This is a genomic window from Sandarakinorhabdus sp. (genome assembly GCF_051860625.1).
In the GTDB taxonomy this organism is placed as follows: Bacteria; Pseudomonadota; Alphaproteobacteria; order Sphingomonadales; family Sphingomonadaceae; genus Sandarakinorhabdus.
Genome location: NZ_JBHYDQ010000001.1, coordinates 290,729 through 315,130 on the forward strand (window position 1 = coordinate 290,729; position 24,402 = coordinate 315,130).

The 24,402-nt window shown below is 64.8% G+C and carries 22 protein-coding genes; 11 read left to right on the top strand and 11 right to left on the bottom strand.

The window, feature by feature from the left end:
• The first annotated feature begins 75 nt into the window (after positions 1 to 75).
• Entirely contained in the window at positions 76 to 1,857 is a 1,782-nt protein-coding gene (locus ACTIEZ_RS01410) for a fatty acyl-AMP ligase (protein ID WP_439544853.1), read from the top strand.
• The gene (locus tag ACTIEZ_RS01415) at positions 1,854 to 2,804 is read left to right on the top strand and encodes an NAD-dependent epimerase/dehydratase family protein (protein ID WP_439544854.1); all 951 of its coding nucleotides are present in this window, start codon (positions 1,854 to 1,856) and stop codon (positions 2,802 to 2,804) included. The genes ACTIEZ_RS01410 and ACTIEZ_RS01415 overlap by 4 nt, the downstream gene beginning before the upstream one ends.
• Here ACTIEZ_RS01415 and ACTIEZ_RS01420 read toward each other — a convergent pair.
• The gene (locus ACTIEZ_RS01420) at positions 2,801 to 3,328 is read right to left on the bottom strand and encodes a Pycsar system effector family protein (protein ID WP_439544855.1); all 528 of its coding nucleotides are present in this window, start codon (positions 3,326 to 3,328) and stop codon (positions 2,801 to 2,803) included. The genes ACTIEZ_RS01415 and ACTIEZ_RS01420 overlap by 4 nt on opposite strands.
• Before the next feature lie 103 nt (positions 3,329 to 3,431).
• Positions 3,432 to 4,007, bottom strand: a complete 576-nt coding sequence (locus ACTIEZ_RS01425) for a Pycsar system effector family protein (protein WP_439544856.1) — start codon at positions 4,005 to 4,007, stop codon at positions 3,432 to 3,434.
• 87 nt (positions 4,008 to 4,094) lie between these two features.
• Here ACTIEZ_RS01425 and ACTIEZ_RS01430 point away from each other — a divergent pair, with 87 nt between their 5' ends.
• From ACTIEZ_RS01430 to ACTIEZ_RS01450, 5 genes are all read left to right on the top strand, one after another.
• Complete coding sequence (locus ACTIEZ_RS01430; RefSeq protein WP_439544857.1) at positions 4,095 to 4,346, top strand: acyl carrier protein; 252 nt, start codon at positions 4,095 to 4,097, stop codon at positions 4,344 to 4,346.
• 4 nt (positions 4,347 to 4,350) lie between these two features.
• A complete protein-coding gene (spt, locus tag ACTIEZ_RS01435; protein WP_439544858.1) occupies positions 4,351 to 5,568 on the top strand; it encodes a serine palmitoyltransferase in 1,218 nt (405 codons plus the stop codon).
• A gap of 101 nt (positions 5,569 to 5,669) precedes the next feature.
• The gene (locus ACTIEZ_RS01440) at positions 5,670 to 6,902 is read left to right on the top strand and encodes an LptF/LptG family permease (RefSeq protein WP_439544859.1); all 1,233 of its coding nucleotides are present in this window, start codon (positions 5,670 to 5,672) and stop codon (positions 6,900 to 6,902) included.
• 11 nt (positions 6,903 to 6,913) lie between these two features.
• Complete coding sequence (lptG, locus tag ACTIEZ_RS01445) at positions 6,914 to 8,002, top strand: LPS export ABC transporter permease LptG (RefSeq protein WP_439544860.1); 1,089 nt, start codon at positions 6,914 to 6,916, stop codon at positions 8,000 to 8,002.
• Between the two features lie 52 nt (positions 8,003 to 8,054).
• Positions 8,055 to 9,200 (top strand): N-acetyltransferase, encoded by a 1,146-nt coding sequence (locus ACTIEZ_RS01450; protein WP_439544861.1) that lies wholly within the window; start codon positions 8,055 to 8,057, stop codon positions 9,198 to 9,200.
• Positions 9,201 to 9,251: 51 nt separating this feature from the next.
• Here the strand turns inward: ACTIEZ_RS01450 and ACTIEZ_RS01455 are convergent, their stop codons facing one another.
• From ACTIEZ_RS01455 to hflK, 3 genes are all read right to left on the bottom strand, one after another.
• Complete coding sequence (locus tag ACTIEZ_RS01455; RefSeq protein ID WP_439544862.1) at positions 9,252 to 10,826, bottom strand: Do family serine endopeptidase; 1,575 nt, start codon at positions 10,824 to 10,826, stop codon at positions 9,252 to 9,254.
• 83 nt (positions 10,827 to 10,909) lie between these two features.
• Positions 10,910 to 11,758 carry a protease modulator HflC gene (hflC, locus tag ACTIEZ_RS01460; RefSeq protein ID WP_439544863.1) on the bottom strand — a complete coding sequence of 283 codons (849 nt, stop codon included), beginning with the start codon at positions 11,756 to 11,758 and terminating at the stop codon, positions 10,910 to 10,912.
• Between the two features lie 10 nt (positions 11,759 to 11,768).
• Complete coding sequence (gene hflK / locus ACTIEZ_RS01465; protein ID WP_439544864.1) at positions 11,769 to 12,893, bottom strand: FtsH protease activity modulator HflK; 1,125 nt, start codon at positions 12,891 to 12,893, stop codon at positions 11,769 to 11,771.
• 147 nt (positions 12,894 to 13,040) lie between these two features.
• Between hflK and ACTIEZ_RS01470 the strand changes: the two genes are divergently transcribed.
• The 3 genes from ACTIEZ_RS01470 to ACTIEZ_RS01480 all read left to right on the top strand — a co-directional run bounded on the left by ACTIEZ_RS01470 (position 13,041) and on the right by ACTIEZ_RS01480 (position 16,407).
• Positions 13,041 to 14,078, top strand: coding sequence for an Mrp/NBP35 family ATP-binding protein (locus tag ACTIEZ_RS01470; RefSeq protein WP_439544865.1), 1,038 nt, complete (start codon positions 13,041 to 13,043; stop codon positions 14,076 to 14,078).
• A gap of 3 nt (positions 14,079 to 14,081) precedes the next feature.
• Positions 14,082 to 14,507, top strand: a complete 426-nt coding sequence (locus ACTIEZ_RS01475) for a CoA-binding protein (protein WP_439544866.1) — start codon at positions 14,082 to 14,084, stop codon at positions 14,505 to 14,507.
• 88 nt (positions 14,508 to 14,595) lie between these two features.
• Positions 14,596 to 16,407 (top strand): DUF885 domain-containing protein, encoded by a 1,812-nt coding sequence (locus ACTIEZ_RS01480; RefSeq protein WP_439544867.1) that lies wholly within the window; start codon positions 14,596 to 14,598, stop codon positions 16,405 to 16,407.
• Positions 16,408 to 16,411: 4 nt separating this feature from the next.
• Here the strand turns inward: ACTIEZ_RS01480 and ACTIEZ_RS01485 are convergent, their stop codons facing one another.
• Positions 16,412 to 17,419: an SDR family oxidoreductase gene (locus ACTIEZ_RS01485; RefSeq protein WP_439544868.1), complete on the bottom strand. Its 1,008-nt coding sequence runs from the start codon at positions 17,417 to 17,419 to the stop codon at positions 16,412 to 16,414.
• An 82-nt stretch (positions 17,420 to 17,501) separates the two neighbouring features.
• Between ACTIEZ_RS01485 and ACTIEZ_RS01490 the strand changes: the two genes are divergently transcribed.
• Positions 17,502 to 18,842, top strand: coding sequence for an MFS transporter (locus ACTIEZ_RS01490; RefSeq protein WP_439544869.1), 1,341 nt, complete (start codon positions 17,502 to 17,504; stop codon positions 18,840 to 18,842).
• A gap of 6 nt (positions 18,843 to 18,848) precedes the next feature.
• On the opposite strand, the gene ACTIEZ_RS01495 is transcribed toward ACTIEZ_RS01490, so the two are convergent.
• From ACTIEZ_RS01495 to ACTIEZ_RS01515, 5 genes are all read right to left on the bottom strand, one after another.
• Positions 18,849 to 19,280 carry a VOC family protein gene (locus ACTIEZ_RS01495; protein ID WP_439545079.1) on the bottom strand — a complete coding sequence of 144 codons (432 nt, stop codon included), beginning with the start codon at positions 19,278 to 19,280 and terminating at the stop codon, positions 18,849 to 18,851.
• A gap of 11 nt (positions 19,281 to 19,291) precedes the next feature.
• Positions 19,292 to 21,238, bottom strand: a complete 1,947-nt coding sequence (gene ftsH / locus ACTIEZ_RS01500; RefSeq protein ID WP_439544870.1) for an ATP-dependent zinc metalloprotease FtsH — start codon at positions 21,236 to 21,238, stop codon at positions 19,292 to 19,294.
• 126 nt (positions 21,239 to 21,364) lie between these two features.
• Positions 21,365 to 22,366, bottom strand: coding sequence for a tRNA lysidine(34) synthetase TilS (gene tilS, locus ACTIEZ_RS01505; protein WP_439544871.1), 1,002 nt, complete (start codon positions 22,364 to 22,366; stop codon positions 21,365 to 21,367).
• Positions 22,363 to 23,268 (bottom strand): YbgF trimerization domain-containing protein, encoded by a 906-nt coding sequence (locus ACTIEZ_RS01510; RefSeq protein ID WP_439544872.1) that lies wholly within the window; start codon positions 23,266 to 23,268, stop codon positions 22,363 to 22,365. The genes tilS and ACTIEZ_RS01510 overlap by 4 nt, the downstream gene beginning before the upstream one ends.
• A gap of 1 nt (position 23,269) precedes the next feature.
• On the bottom strand, positions 23,270 to 24,316 hold the full coding sequence (locus ACTIEZ_RS01515; protein WP_439544873.1) for a helix-turn-helix domain-containing protein: 1,047 nt from the start codon (positions 24,314 to 24,316) through the stop codon (positions 23,270 to 23,272).
• Between the last annotated feature and the right edge of the window lie 86 nt (positions 24,317 to 24,402).

Sequence of the window (24,402 nt, forward strand, 5' to 3'; positions counted from 1 at the left end):
CCGGCATGCGAATGCGAGTTTGAAGAAATGTGAACGCGTGGCCAGCCGGGTCGGGCTTGGAGCTGCGCAAGGGAGATGAAGATGGCTGAAACCCCGCCCGGCTCTGCGCCAGACCAGCCAGCGCTGATACCCACCCCGACACGCGATGCCTTGCCGATGATGCGGTCCAATCGCTTTGCCACGCTTGGCGCGGCGCTGGATTATGCCGCGCAAGGGGACAAGGGCTTCAATTTCCACGATGCGCGTGCCGATCTGGTGCGCGCCTATCGTTATCGCGATCTCGCCGTCGATGCCCGTCGCCACGCGCGGCAGTTCATTGCCGAAGGCGTGCAGCCCGGTGATCGCATCGCAATGATTGCCGAAACCGGTGCCGGCTTTGCCGCGGCGTTTTTCGGCGCCATTTATGCCGGCGCGCTGCCGGTCCCGCTGCCACTGCCGACCAGCTTTGGTGGGCGGGAAGCCTATGTGGACCAGATCCGAGTCCAACTGACCAGTTGTGACCCGTTGATGCTGCTGTCGCCGCCCGGCCTGCATCCGATCGTGGCCGATGCCGCCACCGGCCTGTGCGCCGCCCATGATTGGGACGATTGGTTTGCCGCCGATGCACCCGATGCACCGCTGCCGGTCGCGAACCCGGGCGACATCGCCTATCTGCAATACAGCAGCGGTTCCACGCGCTTCCCGCACGGCGTCGCCGTCACCCACGAGGCGCTGCTGGCCAATCTGGCCGGCCATGCCCATTGCACCCATGCCGGCGAAGGCGACCGGGTGGTCAGTTGGCTGCCCTGGTATCACGACATGGGGCTGGTCGGCTGCATGCTGGCGCCGATGGCCAACCAGATTTCCGTGGATTATCTCGCCACCGAGGATTTCGCGCGCCGCCCGTTGTCGTGGCTGACGCTGATCAGCCGCAATCCCGACAACACGCTGAGCTACTCGCCCACCTTCGGCTACGATATTTGCGCGCGGCGCATTTCGCCCTCCATCCCGGTTGCCGAGCGTTATGACCTGTCGCGCTGGCGCGTGGCCGGCAATGGCGCGGACATGATCCGCCCGGAAGTCATGCAGGCCTTTGTCGATATCTTTGCCCCGGCCGGTTTCCGCGCCAGTGCCTTCCTGCCCAGCTATGGCCTGGCCGAAGCCACATTGGCGGTCACCATCATGCCGGTGGGTGAAGGCATCCAGTGCGACCTGATCGACGAGCGCACCTTGTCGGGCGCCAGCGCCGAACCGCGCGTCGATCACCGCCTGCCCACCCGCTACCGCGCGATCGTCAACTGCGGCAAGGCGGTGCCCGGCCTGACCATCGAAGTGCGCAACGAATTCGGCCAGATCCTGCCGGACCGCAAGATCGGCCGCGTGTTCGTGCGCGGTCTGGGCGTCATGGCCGGCTATTTCCGCGATCCCGAAGCCACTGCGGCGGCCCTGTCGGCCGACGGTTGGCTCGATACCGGCGACATGGCCTATATGAAGGACGGCTCGCTCTATATCGTCGGGCGCGCCAAGGACATGATCATCATCAATGGCAAGAATCACTGGCCGCAGGATATCGAATGGGCGATCGAGCAACTGCCCGGCTTCAAGGCCGGCGACATCGCCGCCTTTTCGATCACCACCCCGTCTGGCGAGGAAGCCCCGGCCGTGCTGGTGCAGTGCCGCACCAGCGACAATGACGAGCGCCTGAAGCTGCGCGACGCGATCCGGACCAAGGTGAAGGCCATCACCGGCATGAGCTGCGTGGTCGAACTGGTGCCACCGCGCACGCTGCCGCGCACATCGTCCGGCAAATTGTCGCGTTCCAAGGCGCGGCTGCAATATCTGTCGGGCGAGATTCAGCCGTTCGAGGTTGCAGCTTGACCCAGGCCGCCGCGCCGGCGGGCAGCGACGGGGCGATGATTGCCATCACCGGCGCCACCGGCTTCGTCGGCAAACGCGTGCTGGCGCTGGCCGGCAGGCCGGTGCGGGCATTGACCCGCCGGCCACAACCACCGCAGGCCGATGTCGAATGGGTGGTGGGCCATCTCCACAACGCGCCCGCGCTGGCTGACCTGTGCAGGGGCGCAGCGGCAATCATCCACATCGCCGGCGTGGTGAATGCTGCGGATGAAGCCGGCTTTCTGGCCGGCAACGTGACCGGCACCGCCAACATGTTGGCCGCAGCCGAGGCCGCTGGCGTCAGGCGCTTTGTCCATGTCTCCAGTGTCGCTGCACGCGAACCGGCGCTGTCTCACTATGGTGCTTCGAAAGCGCAGGGCGATGCGCTGGTGATGGCAAGCGGACTGGATTGGGTGCTGGTGCGGCCGCCGGGCGTTTACGGGCCGGGCGACACCGAGATGCTCGAAGTGTTTCGCGCTGCCGCCTGGGGTCTGGGCATGGCACCGGGCGGGCGCGGCGGACGCATCAGCCTCATCCATGTCGATGATCTGGCGCGCGCGCTGCTGGTGCTGGCGACAGGCGGGCCGTCGCACCAGATCCTGGAGCTGGATGACGGCATGGGCGATGCCGGCGGCTACACGCATGCGGCCTATAATAGGCTGATCGCTGCCGCCTTGGGACGGCGGGTATACACAGTGCCGATTGCGCCCGGCGTGCTGGCCGCAGCAGCGCGGGTGGCAACCGCCGCAGCGCGCTTGCAGGGCAAACTCCCCAAGCTCAGCTGTGACCGCGCCCGCTATCTCGCGCATCCGGACTGGGTCGCCCGCGGCGGCAATGCGCTGTTGGCAGACGATTGGGCGCCGCAAATTGGCGCTGCAAGTGGGCTGGCGGCGACCATAGCCGAAGCGCGCGCCCGCAAGCTGCTTTAGCTCATCGCAAACTGGAGCAGCAGGGCCACGAGGGTCAGCGCCGTGCCAATGATGAAAATCCGATAGGCGTAGCCGAGAAAGCGATATTTCTTGGTTTTCAGCACCAGCCCCTGCTGATGCACGTCGCGCAGCATGGCCTGGTAAATCGCTTCATCCGATCCCATGATGGTGCGCATCCTCGTTTGAAACTCTTTCTCGGGCAGTTCTGCGAAGACGCCAAAGAACAGCATGTTGGGTTGGAAGCCGGGCAGCTCGACGCGGGTGGGGGATCGGCCGAAGGCCGGCACGACCGCCAGCATGCAGCACAGGGCCGCCAGAAACGCCGTGAGCGTGAGGATCAGCAGCGGCGGCTGCAGATTGACCAGAGTGCCGTTGCGCACCACCAGCGCCAGCATGACCGAGGCAACGCCAAGCAACATGTTCGCCTTCTGATCAGCCATGGCCGAAAGGGTCATATGTTGCTGCTGCATGGTGCGGAGCAGATAGATCGAGTGACCATGCGGCGGCGGTTCTGAATCGTCCATGTGTCTCAATACTCCCCGCATTGTGACGGAATCATTGCACTGGCTGTAACGTTTGACCAGCGGTGTCACGATCGACACTGCGGCTTGCCTGTAACAAAGTGCGTCAGAGCTTCAGCAATGTCTGCAGCACGAACAGCACGAATGTGCCGATCAAGCCGCCGATGAACACCCGATAGCCCCAGCCGAGATATTTATACTTCTTGCGGGCCAGCACCTGGCCGAGCTGGTAGACATCGCGGGCCATCGCCAACTGGATGCTGTGGTCTGCTGCGGTGGTGTCGTCCAGCCAGGCCATCCAATCCGCCTCGCTCATTCGGCTGAAGCCGGCGAAGAACAGCAGATTGGGCGGCGGCGCTGGCCCTTTTCCCGCGCCGCCCACCACGGGCACCACGGCCAGCATGCACAACACCGCCGCCAGCCCCGACGACGCGGCCAACAGCATCAGTGCCGGATTGGTGGCGGCTTCTTTCACCACCAGCGCAAAGATCACCGAATTGACGCCGATGATGATGTTGGCCTTCTGATCGGCCATGGCCGACAGGGTGACATGATGGGCCTGCATGGTGCGGATCATGTGGATCGCATTGGGGTGGGCTTCGCCCGCCACGCGCGGCGGGGCGCTGTCCTGGCTGGCATCGGTCACGTCGGCGAGATCGGGCATGTGCCCATGATACAGCATCGACGCTGCTCCGCAATTTGGCCATGATGTGTGGGCAAGGGCGTGTGACATCGCGGCCACTGCACCGCGCGACGACCGGGAGCCACCATGACTGACCGCGCCAGCGTTTACGCTCGCATTCTCGAACTGATCGAGCCGCTGAATGCCAAGAAGATTGCTTTGGGCGAAACCACCAGTTTCGCCGGCGACATGGAGATGGACAGCCTGACCGTGATGGATCTGGTGGCCAGCATGGAGGATGAGTGGGACATCATGATCCCGCTGAACATGCTGCCCGATCTGGAAACCATCGGCCAGGTGGCCGATGCGGTGCACGGGCTGGTCGTCAAGAATGGCTGAGGCGATGACGGTTGACCTTCTGGCGAAATATGATCCGCTCATCGCCGAGCATGCCGGCCTGCTGTCCAGCGGCATCCGCGATCCGTTCGGCATCGTGATGGAAAAAGTGCTGTCGCCCACCGAAGCCATCATCAAGGGCCGGCACACCATCCTGCTCGGCACCTATAATTACATGGGCATGACCTTCGATCCCGACGTGATCGCTGCCGGACAGGCCGCGATCCGGGATTTCGGCGCCGGCACCACCGGCAGCCGCGTGCTGAATGGCACCTATCAGACGCACAAGGAATGCGAGGACGCCCTCAGGGACTTCTATGGCATGGATCATGCCATGGTGTTTTCCACCGGCTATCAGGCCAATCTCGGCATGGTCTCCACGCTGGCCGGCAAGGGTGATTTCATCATCCTGGATGCCGACAGCCACGCCAGCATCTATGATGGCTGCAAGATGTCGAACGCCGATATCGTGCGGTTCCGCCACAATGACGCCGCCGATCTCGAAAAGCGCCTGAACCGCCTGCCGCCCGATTGCGGGAAGCTGGTCGTGTTGGAAGGCGTCTATTCGATGCTGGGTGACATCGCGCCGTTGCAGGAGCTGGTCGCCATCGCCAAGGCGCATGGCTGCATGGTGCTGGTCGACGAGGCCCATGGCATGGGCTTTTTCGGCGAGCATGGCCGCGGCGTCTATGAAGAAGCCGGCGTCGCCGACGATGTCGATTTCGTGGTTGGCACCTTCTCCAAATCGGTGGGCACCGTCGGTGGCTTCTGCGTGTCGAACCATCCCAAGTTCGAAATCCTGCGCCTGGTGTGCCGCCCCTATACCTTCACGGCGTCCTTGCCGCCGGCCGTTGTGGCCTGCGCTGCCACCTCCATCCGCAAGCTGATGACCGCCCACGACAAGCGGGCGCGGCTGTGGGAGGCCACGCGCCGCCTGCATGGCGGCCTGACCGAGCGCGGTTTCCGCCTCGCCACGGCCACCCCGGAAAGCGCCATTGTTTCGGTGCTGATGCCCGATCAGGAAACCACGGCCCGCATGTGGTCGGCGCTGATTGAGCTCGGTGTTTATGTGAACATGAGCCGACCGCCCGCCACCCCCGCCGGCGTGTATCTGCTGCGCTGCTCGATCTGCGCGCTGCATCGCGACGATCAGATCGATGCGGTGCTCGCCCGCTTTGATCAGGCGGCTGAAATCTGCGGCCTGCCGCTGGCCGTGCCCGCCTGACCCGGTACCTTCGCGTTTTTCCATGACCGACGGATAGGGCGCGGCTATAAGTCGGGCATCCGGTCGCCTGCCTTGCGTCCGGCAAGGATATTTGTTTCGGCGTGATCAAGCGGATTGACCGGTATTTGTTCGGCCTCATCCTCGTGCCATTGATTGGCACGCTGGTTGTGGCCGCGATGTTGCTTGTGCTCGATCGCATGCTGCGATTGTTTGATTTCGTCATCAACGAAGGCGGCCCGGTGTCGGTGGTCTGGCGCATGCTGGGCAATCTGCTGCCGGAATATCTGTCGCTGGGCATTCCGATCGGGGTGATGCTGGGCATCCTGCTGGCGTTCCGGCGGCTGGCGATGTCGTCGGAACTGGATTCCCTGCTGGCGGTGGGTGTGTCCTATGGCCGCTTGCTGCGGGTGCCGTTCCTGTTTGCCATCGTGTTTGCCGTGGTCAATTTCGGCATCGTCGGCTGGCTGCAACCGGTTACGCGCTATGCTTATGAAAATCTGCGCTTTGAACTGCGCTCGGGCGCGCTTGGCGCCTCGATCAAGGTGGGTGAGTTTGCCGATCTGGGTGGCGGCCTGACGCTGCGTGTGGAGGAATCGCGTGGCGGCGGGGCCGATCTGCGCGGGTTGTTCGTGCGGGCCGTGGCGCGCGATGCCGATGGCAAGGTCGGGCAGACGATTGCGGCCACGGCGGCGCGCGGCACCTTCCTGGCGACCGATGATCCCGAATATATCCTGCTGCGCCTGACCGATGGCACGCTGGTGCACAGTCCGACGCCGGGCTCGACGCCGCGGGTGCTTGGCTTTGTGCAGCACGACCTGCCGATCCGCCTGCCGGAAATGGCGGCCTTCCGCCAGCGCGGCGAAGGCAATCTGGAGGCGGTCTTGCCCGAATTGCTGCGCACGATGCTGTATGCCGACACCGAGGCCGAACGTCGCGGTGCCAGCGCCACCTTCCACCGCCGCCTGGTGCAATGTGTGGTGATGTTCGTGCTGCCCTTCCTGGCGCTGGCGATGGCGGTGCCGCCCAAGCGATCGACATCGGCCCTGGGCGTGTTCCTGTCGATCATCGCGCTCGTCACTTTCCACAAGTTCACCGAATATGGGGAGCGCATGGGCCAGTTGGGCCGTGTCGATCCGATGTTGGCGCAGTGGGTGCCCTTCGCGCTGTTCATGGGCGGTGCGCTTTGGCTCTATCATGTGCTGGGGAAACCGGGCGGCCAGCCCATCGGCGCGCTTGATCGCTGGTTCGGCAAGATCACAGGCTTCATCTCTGGTCTGGCCGGCAAGCTTGTCCGGCGCCAGCGCTGGTCCGACGATGTGTTGTCGGCGGGTTGAGGCAGCACAGCATGGCAATTTTCCCATCCCGCACCATCGCCTGGTACACGGCGCGCATGTTTCTGGTGCGCGTGGCGGCGTTCATCATCGGCCTGACGGTCATCCTGCAGGCGCTCGATCTGTTGTCGGAAAGCGGCAAGGTGCTGGCCGCGCCCGGCAATACCGAGGCAGACCTGTGGCTCTATGTCTCGCTGCGCGCGCCGCAGATCATTCAGCTGTTCCTGCCGTTCTCGGTGCTGCTCGCCACGCTGGTGACGCTCGCCACGCTCAACCAGAACAGCGAAGTGGTGATCTTCAAGGCGGCTGGCATGTCCGCACATCATATCCTGGCGCCGTTGATGGTGGCCGCGTTGGGCGTGGCCGCTGCCAATTTTGTCTGGAACGAACGCATCGGCACCAGAGCCAGCGCCACGCTGAGAGCCTGGCAAGACAATGAATTCCGCAAATTGCCTGTCGCGGCCGCCAAGCCCGGACAAAGCTGGGTGCGCGGCGGCGATGACCTGTTTCATGCCGAACAAGTGGTGGGCAGCGGTGATGCCACCCGATTGACCAACGTCACCATCTATGACCGACGCGACAACCGCCTCGTGCAGGTGGTGATGGCGGCCAATGCCGTGCCGATCTCCGGCGGTTGGCGGCTTGGTGATGTGCGATTGTTCGATGTCGACAGTGGCGGCCTCGAAACGCGGCCGCAGCTTGACTTCGCAACCGATGTGGTGCCGCGCCAGTTCACCACCGTGAAGATCAACCCCAACTTCATCGCGCTGTGGGATTTGTGGCCGCAGATTGGCGAACAGCGCGCCGCCGGCAAGCCGACCGACGTGCTGGAGGCGGCGGCCTGGCACAAGATTTCGGGGCCCCTGTCGGCGGTGCTGATGCCCCTGCTCGGGGCGGTGGCGGCCTTTGGCCTGGCGCGATCCGGCAAGTTGTTCGTGCGGGCCGTTGTCGGCATGGCCCTGGGGTTCGCGTTTTTCGTGGCCGACAATTTCATGCTGGCGATGGGCAATTTCGGCACGGTGCCGCCGATCATGGCCGCCTGGGCGCCGTTCATGCTGTTCCTGCTGATCGGGGAAGCCGTGCTGATCCGCACCGAGGAATGACGCCGGTAAGGGGCGCCGCCAATTTGCCGCAAATCGTGCCTAACGTGAACATATGTCCAGTCCCCTGACCATCAAGCGTGTCGAGACCGCCGCAGACCGCAAGGCCTTTGTCGTCCTGCCGTGGCGGCTCTACGCCAATGACCCGCACTGGGTCCCACCGCTCAAATCCGAAATGCTCGGCTTGATTGGTGGGCTCAAGTCCAATCCCTGGTTCGAACATGCCGAGGCCGCGTTCTGGATGGCGGTGCAGGGTGGCCAAGTGGTGGGCCGCATTTCCGCACAGGTCGATCAACTGGTGCTTCAGCATATGGGCGCCGGCACCGGACATTGGGGCATGTTCGAATGTATCGACGACCAGGCCGTGGCCGATGCGTTGCTCGATACCGCAGAAACCTGGCTGCGGGGACGCGGCATGACACGGGCGCAGGGCCCGTTCAGCCTGTCGATCTGGGATGAACCGGGCCTGCTCGTGCAGGGCTTTGACACGCCGCCGACCGTGATGATGGGCCATCACCTGCCCTATTATGAACGGCTGATCGCAGCGCGAGGTTATCAGGGCATCAAGGATCTGCACTGCTGGTCGCTGCCGATCCGCCAGCCGTTTCCGGAGATGGTGCAGCGCATCGTCGCCTTTTCGGAACGCAACGCCAAGCTGGTAACCCGCCCGGTCGACAAGACGAGATTCGATGCCGAAGCGGCGCTGATCCTCGACATTCTCAACGATGCCTGGGCGGACAATTGGGGCTTCGTGCCGCTGACACCGCTGGAAATCGCCTATGTCGGCAAGAAGCTGAAGCCGATCATCTTCAACAATCTGGTGCGCATCGCCGAATATGACGGCGAAGCGGTCGGCTTCATGATCACCCTGCCCGACATCAACGAACTGACCCGCGACCTGAATGGCGATCTGTTCCCGTTCGGTTGGGCCAAGCTGCTCTGGCGCTTGCGCAAGCCGCAGGTTAAGCGGATGCGCGTACCCTTGATGGGCATTCGCAAATCCTTGCAGGGCCAGCGCGTGGCCAGCCTGATGGCATTCCAGATGATCGAATATATCCGCCGCAGCGCCATAGCGGACTTTGGCGCCGAAGAAGGCGAGATCGGCTGGATATTGGACGACAATGGCCCGATGCGCTCCATCGCCGATGCCATCGACAGCCACGTGACGCGCACTTATCGCGTGTTCGAACGCCCGCTGTAACCATCAGGAAGGGAGCGGCCGCCCGCCCCCTTCCCGATTCGCCAATTCAGGTTATTTGGCCGATTTTTCGGGCATCAGCTTGACGCCGCGGTAGGTGGGCGGCGTATTGCCACGCTGCACCAGCATCAACACCGTGTCCTTGCCGGCCTTGCGTTCGGCCTCCACGGCCGCAGCCGCTTCGGCAGGGCTGGCGACCGGCTTCTGGCCAATCTTCACGATGATGTCACCGCGTTGCAGGCCCTTGGCTGCGGCATCTGATGATGGGCTGATGCCGGCAATCACCACCCCTTGCACCTTGTCGTCCAGCCGCAACTGCTGACGCAACTGCGTCGTCAGCGGCTGCAGCGTGATTCCGAGGCTGGCGCGCGCCGATTCAATGCCGGGCGCCTTGTCATCGGTGGTCGGCGTGTCCTCGTCTTCCGTCGGCAGACCGGCACGGGCCTGCACGATGTTTTCTGCCGGGCGCTGGACGATGGTCGCCATCACCCGCACGCGCTTGCCGTCACGGATCAGTTCGATCGGCACCGTGGTGTTGATCGGTGTGGTCGCGACCAGATACGAAAGGCTGTTCTCGTAATTGACCGCGCGACCACCAACCGTGATGATCACGTCGCCCTGCCGAATGCCGGCACGCGCCGCCGGGCCATTTGGCTCGACATTGGCAACAATCTCGCCCGTGTCCTTGGGCAGGCCCAAGCCGGCGGCAATATCGGATGTCAGGCGCTGAATGGCCACGCCCATGTAACCGCGCTTGACGGCGCCACTGGCCTTCAACTGATCGACCACCGGCTTGGCCAATTCTGCTGGAATCGCAAAGCCAAGGCCGACGTTGCCACCTGTCGGGGAGAAAATGGCCGTGTTGATGCCGATCACATTGCCGGCCAGATCGAACAATGGCCCGCCGCTGTTGCCCTGGTTGATCGACGCGTCGGTCTGGATATAGCGGTCATATTGGCCCGAACCGATATCGCGGTGCAGCGCCGATACGATGCCGGCGGTCACGGTGCCGCCAAGGCCGAACGGATTGCCGATGGCAATCGCCCAGTCACCAACCCGGATCTGCTCGCTGTTGCCGAACTGCACGAACGGCAGTCCGGTCGCCTCGATCTTCAGCACGGCGAGATCGGTGAGCGGATCGCGACCGACCACGCGGGCCTTGTACTCGCGGCGATCCGCCAAGGTCACGGTGATCGATTCCACCGGCTGGTCACGGCCCTGGCCGGCGGAAATCACATGGTTGTTGGTGACGACATAGCCATCGGCCGCAATGATGAAACCCGAACCCAGGCTGGTCGCTTCGCGCGTGACCGGCTCACCGCCATCCTGCTGTTCCTGAAAGCGACGGAAGAATTCTTCCAGCGGATTGCCGCCAGGCTGGCCGGGCATGCGGCGCATGCGACCAATTTCCACTTTCTGCGTGGTCGACACGTTGACCACGGTGGGTGTCAGGCGTGACGTCAGATCGGCAAAGCTGCTCGGTGCGCCGCCAGGCGGCAGGGCGGCCGCCGCCGGCGCCGCGGCATTTTGGGCCGGGGCGGTGGCTGGCGCCTGTGCGACGGCGATCGCCGTGATGCCGGTGGCCAAAACGGCGAGCGGAACGAGATGACGGAACGACTTTGACGACATTTGGCTCTTTCTGCTGATCGGGCGGGTATCTGAAGTACCGCCGCGTTATGCGAACAACACGCCTAACCGTTCATGAACAACGATTACCGGTTGGTACGGCGTCCTTCGAATTCACGCAGGAATTCGTTGTTGGGGCCGAGCACGATAGTGCCGGTGCCATCATCGAAGGTGGTGCGATAGGCCTGCATGGCGCGATAAAACGCGTAAAATTCGGGGTCCTTGCCGAAACTGTCCGCGTAGATGCGGGCTGCCGATGCATCTGCTTCGGCCTGCACCAGTTGCGCCTGCTTGTTGCCCTGCGCGCGAATGGTCGCAGCTTCTTGCTGACGCGCCGAAGCCATGCGGGCATAGGCGGCTTCCAGCGGTGGGCCCGATGGCAGATCGGCCCGCTTGATGCGGACATCGATGATCTCCGCCCCATACTGCGCGGCTTGGCGGTTCACGGTGAGTTGAATCTCATCCATCAACTGGCCGCGTTCCGGGCTGAGCAGCGCCGCGAATGGCTGCTTGCCGAGCTCGTTGCGCAATTTGGAGGCCAAAATCCGCTTCAGGGCATCCGCCGCATTCTGCTCGCTGCCAACCGTCTGCACCATGCGCAGCGGGTCAACGATACGAAAGCGCGCGAAGGCATCGACGACCAGCCGCAACTGGTCGGTCGACAACACGGTCTGCGCATCCATATCGAGATCCATGATCCGCTTGTCGATGAACTTCACATCCTCGATGAACGGGACCTTCAGCGTCAAACCGGCGCCGGTTTCGCCCAGGCCCGCCTTGGGATCATAGGCATTGACGATCCGGGCCGGCTTGCCCAGCCGCAACACCACCGCCTGTTTTGTTTCAGGGACGGTGTACAGGCTGCTCATCGCCAGCACGATCAGGGCAAAGCCCATAGCCGCCAGCAGAGCAGGATTTCGCATCAACATTGTCATCATCGCGTCCTCAGCTCTGGGGCGTGGGTTCGACCGGCGGTGCGGCCGGTGCCGCACGGCGGCGCACTTCGGGCAGGGGCAGATAAGGCGTGATGCCCGGTGCATCGATCACGGTCTTGTCGACCTTGGCCAGCACCTTTTCCATGGTTTCCAGATACATGCGCTTGCGCGTCACTTCTGGCGCCAGCCGATATTGCGCATAGACGGCATCAAACGCCGCTGCATCACCCTGGGCACGGGCAACCAGCGCCTGGGCATAGGTGCGCGCCCGGTTGAGATATTGCTGCGCATCCTGCTGGGCGGCCGACACATCCTTGAACGCGCTGTCGATCGCGGCGGGCGGATCGGCCTGCTTGATATCGACACCGCGCACATCAACGCCGGACCGATAGCTGTCGAGCAGTTCCTGCATGCGTTCGCGCACCTGTTCGGCGATCTGTGCCCGCTGCGGACCCAGGGCATCGTTCAGCGTCGCGCTGGACACTTCGGCGCGCATGGCGCTTTCGGCGACTTCCCGCACGGTCTTTTCCGGATCGGCCAGTTCATACAGATAGTTTTCCGGATCCCTGATCTTCCAGCGCACCGTGTAGGCGAGGTTGATGATGTTCTGATCGCCGGTGAGCATCAGATTTTCGCTGGCACCTTCGCTCGATGAAATATCGATGGTGTTGATCTGCTCGACCTTGCGGCGCTCAACGGCATCGATCGGCCACGGCAGCTTCAGATGCATGCCCGGGCCCGTGGTTTCGACATAGGCACCGAACCGCTGCACGACGGCACGTTCCTGGGCATCCACCCGATAAAAGCTGGTGAGCAGCAGCCAGGCCGCGAGAATGCCGCCGCCAGCCCACATCAGCCAGCGGCCATCACCGACATCCATGCCGCCGCCGCCCGGGCCACCGCCGAACTGGGTGCGCAGCCGTTCCTGGCTGCGGCGGATCAGATCGTCGAAATCACCGCCGCGGTTCGGGCCCTTGCTGCCCATCGGGCGGCGCACCGGGCCTTCGCCCCATGGGTTGGCCGGGCGGTTCTGTGGACCACGTTCAGGGGGTTTCTGCGGGGCGCCGGGCGGCGTTTCCTTGCCTTCACCCCACGGCCCGTTGCCGCTGTTATCGGAATTATTCTGCCAGGGCATGGGACGCTGTTCCAGACCTTATCACTTTTCAAGAACCCACTATATACGAAGCCCGAACGGCGATTGCGAGGGCATGCGGCACCGCAGCAGCGTTTGTTGACCGTGGCGGTAGCAACGCACGGCAGGATATAGGGAAAGTATAGGCGCATGTCCTTGAAAAATCAGGTGGCGACCGCCCTTGCCGCAGTCGCTGATCCCGCTGGCGGCCCCGGCGGCGGTGATGTCGTTTCGTCGGGCCGGGCGGCCGGGATTGTCGTCAAGGATGATGGTCAGGCCGGGCTGGTGCTCGCCGTTGACGGGCTGGACCGCACGACGGCCGAACGCTTGCAGGCCGCCGTCGAAGCCGCCGTCAAGCGGGTGCCGGGGGTCACGGCGGCGCGCATCATCCTGACCGCAGACCGCACATCCGCGCCCGCCAGCGCCGCCCGTCCCGCCGCATCAACCGTGCCTGGCATCCGCAAGCTGGTGGCCGTGGCCAGCGGCAAGGGCGGCGTCGGCAAATCCACGGTCGCGGCCAATCTTGCGTTTGCGCTGGCGCGGGCCGGGCAGGCCGCGGGGTTGCTCGATGCCGATATTCATGGCCCTTCGGTGCCGACATTGCTGGGCATCACCGGCCGCGCGCGAGTGGAAAATGACCGGCTGCAGCCCGAAAGCCGCCACGGCATCAAGGCGCTGTCGATGGGCATGATGACCGACCCGAACAAGGCCATCGTCTGGCGCGGGCCGATGGCCTCATCCGCGCTGGTGCAGATGGTGGAGCAATGTGACTGGGGCGCGCTCGATGTGCTGGTGATCGATCTGCCGCCCGGCACCGGTGATGTGCAACTCACGCTGGCGCAGAAACTCAAGCCCGATGGCGCCGTGATCGTATCCACCCCGCAGGATCTGGCACTGATCGATGCCCGGCGTGCCGTTGCGATGTTCAATGATGTCGGCGTGCGGGTGCTTGGTGTGGTGGAGAATATGGCCGGCTATGCCTGCCCGGCCTGTGGCCATGTCTCCGACCCGTTCGGACATGGCGGCGCCGAGGCGGAAGCCGCCACCATGGGCGTGCCCTTTATGGGCCGCATCCCGTTGCAGATGAACGTGCGCGAGGCCGCCGACGCAGGCCAGCCGATCCGCGGCGACACCGCGGCCATCTTCGACGAGATCGCCGCCGGCGTGATCGCCACTGTCGGGTTATAGGCCATGCCATTGACCAACGATGCCGACATCGCCCGCCTGCTGGAGACCACGCGCACCATCGCGCTGGTGGGCGCCAGCGATCGCCCGGAACGCGCTGCGCATGAGGTGATGGGCGTGCTGCTGGCGGCCGGTTACACCGTCATCCCGGTCAACCCGCTGTTGGCCGGGCAGACCATCCACGGCCAGGCTGTGGTGGCCAGCCTCGCCGATGTCAGCGTGCCGATCGACCTTGTCGATGTGTTCCGCCGCAGCGAATTTGTGGCCGACGTGGTCGATGAAGCCATTGCGGTTGGCGCCAAGGCCGTGTGGACCCAGTTGGGCGTGGTCGACACCGCGGCCGCCGCGCATGCCGAAGCGGCCGGCCTGGCGGTGGTGATGGACCGCTGCCCCAAGATTGAGTTGCGTCGGCTGGGCGAGCAGCCGTCCTGACGAAATTGCCGTTCCACAGGCGGCAAAGCGATTGACTCCACCAAGCGTCTTATTACAGCAACACGCTATCGAACCGGGAGCCTCCTTGATGCGCGCCATTGCCACATTCCTGCTTGCCGCCAGCCTGTTGGCGCCGCTGCCCTTGCTTTCGGCAGCCACTGCCCAGCCGGCAGAAACTGCCGAATCGCCGTCCACCCGGCTGGCAGCGCTGTTTGCGACCAGCGATGCCGACAATCTGAAGCGCAATCCTTTGAATGCATTGTTTCGCGGCGACACGTCGCGCGCCGACGAGTTGGGCGAACTGATCACCGACGCCGCCTGGATGGCCGAAAAGCGCGCGGCCGAGGCCGAACTGAAGGCGCTGGCCAGCATCGACCGCGCCTCCCTGACGCCCGACGAGCAGGTCAGTTACGACACGTTCAAGTGGCAACGCGAAACCGATCTGGCGGGCTATTCGCCAGAGCTGCTGGCCGCCACCCTGCCGCGCCCGATCGATCATTTCTTTGGCTTCCACAATTTCCTGGCCGAACTGCAATCAGGGGAAAGCGTCGCGCCGTTCAAGACGGTGAAGGATTATGAAGACGCCTTGAAACGCAGTGATCAGTTTGCGCTGTTGCTCGATCTGTCGATCCTGCGCTTCCGCCAGGGCATGGCGACCGGTGTGGTGCAGCCGAAGCTGGTGGTGCGCAATGTCATCGATCAACTCAATACCCTGACCGCCGGCGGCACCGATGCCTCGATCATGATGAAGCCGGTGCAGACATTCCCCGACGGCATCGACGCCGCCGATCAGGCCCGCCTGAAGGCTGCCTATGCCAGGATGATCGGGGAACGGGTCAACCCAGCGCTGCTGCGGGTGCGCGATTTCCTGGCCAATGACTATCTGCCGGTCGCACGCGACGGGGTCGGCCTCGCGGCCATGCCGGGCGGGGCAGAGCTTTATCGCTATCAGGTGGCCAGCACGACCACCACCAATCTGACGCCGGATGAAATCCACAATATCGGCCTGTCCGAAGTGGCCCGCATTCTGGGCGGCATGGACGAGGTGCAGACACGCGTCGGCTTCAAGGGCGATCGCAAGGCCTTTTTCGATCATCTGCGCACCGATCCGCGTTTCAAGTTCGCCACGGCGCAGGCGATGGGCGATGCGTTCCGCGCCACCGGCACGCGCATCGACAAGGTGGTCGGCAGTTTGTTCGCAACCCTGCCAAAAACCGGCCTGGAAATCCGGCCGGTACCGCCGCACCGCGAGAAAACCGACGCCGCCGGCAGCTATCAGGGCGGCACACCGGATGGCAGCCGCCCCGGCGTGTTCTATTACAACGCCTATGATCTGCCGTCGCGCAGCACCTCTGGCGTGGAAACCTTGTTCCTGCACGAAGCGGTGCCCGGACACCATTTCCAGATCAGCCTGGCGCAGGAGAACGAGAAATTGCCGGCCTTCCAGCGCTTTGGCGGCAACACCGCCTATGTCGAAGGCTGGGCGCTCTATGCCGAAAGCCTCGGCCCGGAGCTCGGCATGTTCAGCGATCCCTATCAGTTGATGGGTCGGTACAATGATGAAATGCTGCGCGCGATGCGGCTGGTGGTCGATACCGGCCTGCATTCCAAGAACTGGGGCCGCGACCAGGCCATCGAATATATGTTGGCCAACAGCAGCATGAGCCGCACCGATGCCACCATCGAAGTGGAACGCTATATCGCCATCCCCAGCCAGGCGCTGGCCTACAAGATCGGCCAGCTGACCATCAGCCGCCTGCGCGCCAAGGCGCAAGCGGCGCTGGGGCCGAAGTTCGACATCAAGGGCTTCCACGCGCAGGTGCTGATGACCGGCGCGCTGCCGCTGGCGGTGCTGGAGGCCAAGATCGACCGCTGGATCGCTGGGGGTGGCAAGGCCTGACCGGTCAGGCCTTCACCAGCCGCTTTTCGATCAGGCTGTTGGCGCAATCGAGGATCGTGGTCTTTTCGTCGCGGGTTTTCCAGCCCAGGCGCTGCAGGGCATGGGCGGCGCTGGCCTCGCGGCGCCGGCCCAGTTCCGGCACCACCATCTTCACGGTTGCATCGAAATTTGCCAGCAATTTCAGCAGCCAATCCGGCAGACCGCGGCTCGGCACCCGCCGCGCCTGCGCGCCAAGCCCGGCCTGCAGCACTTGCGCAACCTCGCGCATCCACATGAACCGGCCTTGCGCGATAAACCGCTCCCCATCCAGTCCGGGCTCGGTCATCGCGCGGACATGCAGATCGGCAACATCGCGGACATCAACGACGCCGAAGCCGAGTCGCGGCAGGCCGGGCAGTGCGCCATCGAGCAATTTCTTCACCACCTCCAGGCTGGTGGAAAAATCCGCGCCGAGCACCGGGCCCAGAACGGCTGCGGGATTGATCGACACATATTCCATTGGCGCCCCGTTGGCCGCCATCCAGTCGCGCGCGGCGCGTTCGGCCAGTGTCTTGGATTTGATATAGGCATAGGCATCCAGGCTGTTGATGTTTGACCAATCGGCCTCGGTAAACGGCGCCCGATCCTGGCCATGGCCATAGGCGATTGCCGCCATGCTGCTGGTCATCACCACCCGCTTCACGCCGGCGGCATGGGCAAAACGCAGCGCGCGCAGCGCACCTTCGCGGGCCGGGATGATCAGATCGTCGGGATTCTTCGGTTCGCCAGCGGGAATCGGTGAGGCGATATGCTGGACATAGTCGCAGCCAGCGACGGCATCAGCCCAGCCATCGTCGCGCATCAGATCGCAGGCCACCAGATCCAGATCGGGCAGGCCGAGCGTGGCGCGCACCGCATCGGCGCGGGCCAGGTTGCGAATCGTGCCGCGTACCTGCCAGCCGTCCTGCACCAGCGCCTTGATGATGAAGCCGGCGATATAACCAGACGCCCCGGTGACCAGAACCTTGCCCATGCCCCTTCCTTTCGCCAGTGGTTACATGGTGCGGGGCATCCGCCAGCTTGGCAAGCGTTGCCAGCCAGCCCATTAGCGGGATGTGCAAACGCCAAAGCCCCTGTCCGGCCGGATTACCGGCGCCCTGCCGCGCCGCGAGTTCGCCGTGCTGTTCGCAGTGCTGCTGACCGTCGCGGCCGGCAATACCGCGCTGCAGACCGTGCTGCCCGCCATCGCCCGCGTGATCCACATCCCGGACATGGCGGTGGCGGTGATCTTCTCCTTCTCGGCCCTGCTGTGGACGTTCAGCGCCCCATATTGGGCGCGCCAGTCCGACGTGCGCGGGCGGCGGCGGCTGATGCTGCTCGGCACTTTGGGCTTTCTGGTGTCGATGGCTGGCTGCGGGATCGCGATTCTTGCTGGATTGAACGGCTGGATCGCACCGCTGGCCACCTTCATCCTGTTCGCCTCCCTGCGCAGCCTGTTCGGCATATTGGGCTCGGCCTCCAATCCGGCGGCGCAGGCCTATGTTGCCGGCCGCACCAGCGAACAGGATCGCACCGCCGCGCTGTCCAGCCTGTCCTCTGCCTTCGGGCTCGGCACCATCATCGGCCCGGCCATTGCGCCACTGTTCATTCTGGCGCCGTTCGGCCTGTCCGGACCGATGTTTGCCTTTGCCGCCTTTGCCCTGTTCGTGATGGTCGCCGTGGCGCGGGTGCTGCCGGACGATGATCCCACGCACCGGCCCGGACAGCCGCAGTCCGGCAGCGGCGCGCCCTCATCGGAACCGAGCGTGGCGGGCAGCACCACCGGCGCCAGCGTCAACGCGGCCGCCGCTGGCCGGCCAAAGCGGTTGAGCGTGAAGGACAGCCGCATCCTGCCCTTCATGATCTTCGGCTTCGGGTCCGGATCCTTCCAGGCTGCCACCGGCCAGGCGCTGGGTTTTCTGGTGATCGACAGCAACGGCGGCAATGCCCTGCAGGCGCAGCAGCAGATCGCCATCATCTTCATGGCCGGGGCCTTTGCGTCGTTGCTGGCGCAATGGGCGCTGATCCCGCAACTGCGCCTCACGCCGCCGTCGCTGATGCGCTGGGGCACAGTTATTGCTGGGCTGGGCACGGCGGGCATCGCATTGGCCGGCAGCTTCCACGCCCTCGTCATCGCCTTTGCCCTGATGAGCCTGGGCTATGGTCTTGCCCGGCCCGGCTTTACCGCCGGCGCCAGTCTGGCCGTATCCCGCGCCGAGCAGGGCGGCGTGGCCGGTGCGGTCACCTCGATCAACGGTAGCTGCTTCATCTTTGCGCCGGCCATCGGCATCGGGCTGTACCAGTTGGGCGCGACATTGCCCTATTGGCTGGGCGCGGTCGGGCTGGCGTGCCTCGCCGTCTATGCCTTCACGCAGCCGGCGTTGGGCCGCGAGCCAGGCCAGGATGCCGAGGATTGATCCGATTCAGCGCGGTTGGCTGAGCGCAATTCGGTTACCTTCGCTGTCTTCAAATTCGGCGACCCAACCGTTCGCACCGATGTCTTTCTTCGCATAAAGGCTGCGACCGCCGGACTGAACGGCACGCGCCATCACGACGTCGATATCAACCACCCGGAAATATAGGATTGGGCCCGATTTTCCCGGTACATAGACATCGCCCTGCACCAGTGCGCCGCCCGGTGTGCCATCGCCTGGGAAAAACGCCATGTCATAGCCGTCGACCCGTTCGACTGACATCGCAATGGCAAACACCGCTTCGTAAAACCGGCGGGCACGTGCCAGATCAGTGACCGGGATTTCAAACCAACTGATCATTGGCTGAATTACGGTGGGCTTTGAATTTTTTTCGGACTGGGATGCGGCCGGGAACGCTGCGAGCAGCGCCCCGGCCAGCATTATCAATCGCTTCATGCGCCGGCGGGTGCCTCACCCAGGCCAGTGCCGCGACGGCCGGCCTTGGGGATCGCCGACGCGCCTGCGGCCGGGCGGGCCACTGGGGTGGTGGTGGCGGAACCACGATCGATCGAGCCGCCTTCCATCACCTTCTTGATCTCGTCACCGGTCAGCGTTTCATATTCCAGCAGCGCGCCGGCGATGGCGTGGAGCTGGTCGATATGGTCGGTCAACACCTGCTTGGCGCGATCGTAACCGGTCGTCACGATCGCCCGCACTTCGTTATCGATCAACTGCGCGGTTTCTTCCGACATGTTCTGCGCCTTCGACACACTGTGACCCAGGAACACTTCTTCCTGATTTTCGGTGTATTTCAACGGGCCGAGCTTGTCGGACATGCCCCACTGCGTCGCCATCGAGCGTGCCAGATCAGTGGCATAGCTGATGTCCGACGAGGCGCCCGAGCTGACCTTGTCATAGCCGAAGATGACTTCCTCGGCGACGCGGCCGCCCATGGCAACGGCCAGGTTGGCGTACATCTTGTCCCGGTGATAGCTGTACTGATCGCGTTCCGGCAGACGCATCACCATGCCCAGCGCGCGGCCGCGCGGGATGATGGTGGCCTTGTGGATCGGATCAGACGCTTCCTCGTGCAGCGAAACGAGCGCGTGGCCGGCTTCATGATAGGCGGTCATCTTCTTCTCGTCTTCGGTCATCGCCAGCGTCTTGCGCTCGACGCCCATCAGCACCTTGTCCTTGGCGTCTTCGAATTCGCGCATGGATACCAGGCGCTTGCCGCGGCGGGCCGCCAACAGCGCAGCTTCGTTGACCAGGTTGGCCAGGTCGGCACCGGCAAAGCCCGGCGTGCCGCGCGCGATGGTGCGGGCGTTGACGTCGGGCGCCAGCGGCACCTTCTTCATGTGCACGGCCAGGATCTTCTCACGGCCATCGATATCGGGACGGCCGACAACAACCTGGCGATCGAAACGGCCGGGGCGCAGCAGGGCCGGGTCCAGAACGTCCGGACGGTTGGTGGCGGCGATGATGATGATGCCTTCATTGGCATCAAAACCGTCCATTTCGACCAGCAACTGGTTCAGCGTCTGTTCGCGTTCATCGTTGCCGCCGCCGAGGCCGGCACCGCGGCTACGGCCGACCGCGTCGATTTCATCGATGAAAATGATGCACGGCGCGGACTTCTTGCCCTGTTCGAACATGTCGCGCACGCGGCTGGCGCCGACACCGACGAACATTTCGACGAAATCGGAGCCGGAGATCGAGAAGAATGGCACATTGGCTTCACCAGCGATGGCGCGTGCGAGCAGCGTCTTGCCGGTGCCGGGCGGGCCAACGAGCAGCGCGCCCTTCGGAATCTTGCCGCCCAGGCGGCTGAAGCGGGTGGGGACCTTCAGGAAGTCAACGATTTCCTGCAGCTCTTCGCGAGCTTCGTCGATGCCGGCGACATCATCGAAGGTCACGCGACCTTCCTTTTGGACCAGCAGCTTGGCGCGGCTCTTGCCGAAGCCCATCGCACCGCGGCCAGCGCCGTTCTGCATCTGGCGCATCACGAAGATCCAGATGCCGATCATCAGGATGAACGGCAACATGTTGAAAAACAACTGCACCAGCACCGAGCGGCTCTCTTCCGGGCGCGCATCGAAGCGCACGCCCTTGGTGCGCAGCCGTTCGATCAACTGGGTATCGCCGGGGTTGAAGGTGCGGAACTGTTCGTCGCTGCTGGTGCGGCCGATGATCTCGTCACCGCGAATTTCCACGGATTTCACAGCACCGTCGTCAACCCGTGCCAGGAAATCCGAATAGGCCACGGCGTCGCCGGCGCGCGACGTGCTGGGCCCCTGCATCAGGTTGACCACCACGGCCAGGCCGAGCAGGATCACGACCCAAAGGCCGAGATTCTTCATCCAGGGGCTGGGGGGGCGCTTGTTGGGACCTTCGGACATCAACGCTTCATCCTGCACACACATGGCAACGCGCCTGGAGCAGGCGCGGCTTCCTGATAACAAGATAAGCCGGATTGGCGGTGTTGCAATCAGGCTGTGCCATTCTGCCTCTATCTTGTAGCCGATTCATGGGTCTTTTGGCCCGCACTGTGGCAATTGGTGGCCGATATTGGAGCGTTTATGGCCGGTTGCGGCCACCAATCGCCAGACGGGCCCCGGCCGCGCCTGCACCCCGGCCAGCGTGCCGGTCTTGCCGGCATTGAGTCGCGCCGACAGCCGCGCCACATCGCTGCCGCGTGGCGGCGCCGTGCCCAGTTCGGCCACGGCACGGGCCAGCAGGCGCTGCACCAGCGCCGCCGGCAGGCCGCGCGTGTCGAGCAGCAGCGCGTCGCCATCCGCTGTCACCCGCCCCTGCCAGGCCAGATCGGCGGCCCAGCCCAGCGCGGCGGCATCATCGGCCAGGTGCGCAGCCGCCCGCGCCAGTGCCGGCACATCGAGGCCGCTGGCCGCCAGCACCACCCGCATACGGCTGCGATCGTGGCGGGGGTCGCTGTTGCTGGGGTCGTCGATGGCCTGCCAGCCGGCCGCCGCGGCAAGGCCGAACAATTCCGCCTTGCGCAGCCCCAGCAACGGCCGCACCAGCCAGACATCGTCGGTCAGACGCCGCGCGGCGCGAATGCCGGCAAGGCCGTCGCTGCCACTAGCGCGGTTCAGGCGCATCAGCAGGGTTTCAGCCTGATCATCGGCGTGGTGCGCGGTCAGCAGCAGGCCGTGGGTGTTGGCCGCGCACCAATCCGCCAGCAACGCATAACGGGCAGCGCGCGCCTGGGCCTGGACATTGCGGGCCAGCGCCGGGCCAGCGCGGCGCAGCGTGACGTGGGCAATCCCACGCGCTGTACATTGCGCCGCCACGTCGGCCGCCTCTGCCGCCGCTGTTTCGCGCAGGCCGTGATCGACGGTGATCGCAGTTACCCGGCCTGCAAACGCACCCTGCGCCAATTCCAGCAGCGCCAGGCTGTCCGGCCCGCCCGATACCGCCACGGCGATCCGATCGGACGCAGCGACTGGCCGCCCCAGCGCCGCAGCGATCAGGGCGTGCAGATCAGGCCGCACATTTGGCCCGCTCACGCAGTGCACTTGGCTTTCGTGCGCAGCCGGCCGGCATCGGCCTTCTGGCTTTCGGTCAGCTTCGCGCCATAGACCGATTGCAGTTCGCCGAGCACCTGGCAGGCGTTTTCGGTTTTCGCCATGGTATTCAGCGCGCCAGCCAGCCCGAGCAACGCATCCGGTGCTGCTGCTGCCCGCGGGGTGGATTGATAGACGTCCAGAAATGCCTGCGCCGCCTGGGGATGCTGGTTGCGCGCTGCGTGGCTGCGGCCGATCCAGTATTTGGCTTGCGCAATCCGCGTCGATTTCGGCCAGTCGGCGATGAATTTGGTCATCTGGGTTTCAACGCCCGGCCAATCGCGCGCCGTGACCTTGGCATAGGCCAGCGCCCACGCGGCATCGGCGGTCGCGGCCTTGGCAGGCGGCGGCGGAGCGGCCGGGACCGCGGCCGCCGGTACAGACGGCCCGGCGGTCGATCCTGCGGCGCCATCGAGCAAGGTGGTGGCGCCACTATCGGGCGCAGCGCCGCCGGGGTTTTCCAGCGCGTTCAACCGGAATTCGACATCGCCCTTCATCCGGCGCTGGCCGTCCTCCAGCTGACGCAATTTATATTCCATCGCTTCGATCTGGCCGGTCAGGCCGCGCACACTGCCTTCCAGCGCGTCGACGCGCGCGGTCAGATCGGTGATCGGCGTGGTGGCCGGCGCGGTCGGCGGCGGCGGCGGCGCGGCGGCCTGATTGGGAATTTCCGGTTCGAAAAAGCGGGGGTCGCCGCCGGGAAACACCTTGCGCTGCACGGCGCGCATTTCCGATTCCAGCTTTCCGACACGGCGATCGAGCTTGCCGACATCCACGGCCTGCGCCGCCAACGGCACTGGCAGGGCGAACGCAACCAACAAGGTGAGGGGCAACAGGCGAACCACGTCAATCTCCAATCGGCGCATCTTGCGCGGCCGGTGCAGGTGCCGGGCTCCTGCGCGCCACAGTCGCAGCCTGTGCCGCAGCCGGGCTTGCCGATTGCTGAACAGGCGGTTGCTGCGGGGGCGCAGGCGCGAAGCGTTCGGCGAGGGCGGGCGCGGTGAGAACCACATTGTCGATGGTGGCGACCGAACCGCCCAGCGGCGGCAGCACGACGCCGGCCACCTGCACCTGCACCACGCCAGCGCGGCCGGCGCGCAGGGTGAGCGGCGGACCATCGGCTGGCACCTCGAACCGCTGCCCGGCGCTGAGCACGCCCATGAAGGCGCGGCGGCCGGTGGCGCGATCATATATTTTCACCCAGACATCTTCCTGCGCGACCAGCACGACAGGCCCGGTGCTCGGAATGCGCGCGCCGGGCACGGCCACCGCCGGCGCTGCTGGCGCAGAGATGTCGGGCTGCTCCCCCGGATCGGCGACTGCGGCTGGTGGTGGTGAGGCGGTTGGATCAGTGGCTGGGCTGGCGGCTGGATCAGTCGGGCTGGCCACTGGCGGCGCCTCGGCCAATTGCGACTCCGTCTCTGCCGTCGGCGCCGGATCGAACATGCCGGCCCCATAGGCGCCGAGCGCCCCGATCAGCACCACCAGCAGCGCCACGCTGCCCCAGGCCAGCCCGGGCGACGGCAACCTGGCTTCGGCCAGCGGCTCCGTGTTCAGCGCGGTCGGCACATGCGGCATGATGCTGGTTTCGGCGCGAAATTGCGCGGTCACGTTTTCCGCATCCAGCCCCACCGCGCGGGCATAGCTTTTGACGAAGCCGATCGCATAGGGCAGCGCCGGCAGTCGCCCATGGTCATCGGCTTCGATGGCCATCAGGTGGCGCAGCGGCACGCGGGTTTCGCGGGCGATATCGGCCAGATCCTTGCCAGTGGCAGCGCGGGTTTCCGCCAGCAGGGCGCCAACGGACAGCGGCGACGCCGGACCATCCTGGGTCGGCACCGTATCCGCCGCTCCAACTGGCGAAATGCTGATAATCTTATCGGAATCCGACATCCGGGCGACCCTCCCGCGCTGTCATCGTCTTGGCCCACCATTCACCTGCGAGTCAACCGCAGCTGGGGGCACAAGCAGGCCATCAC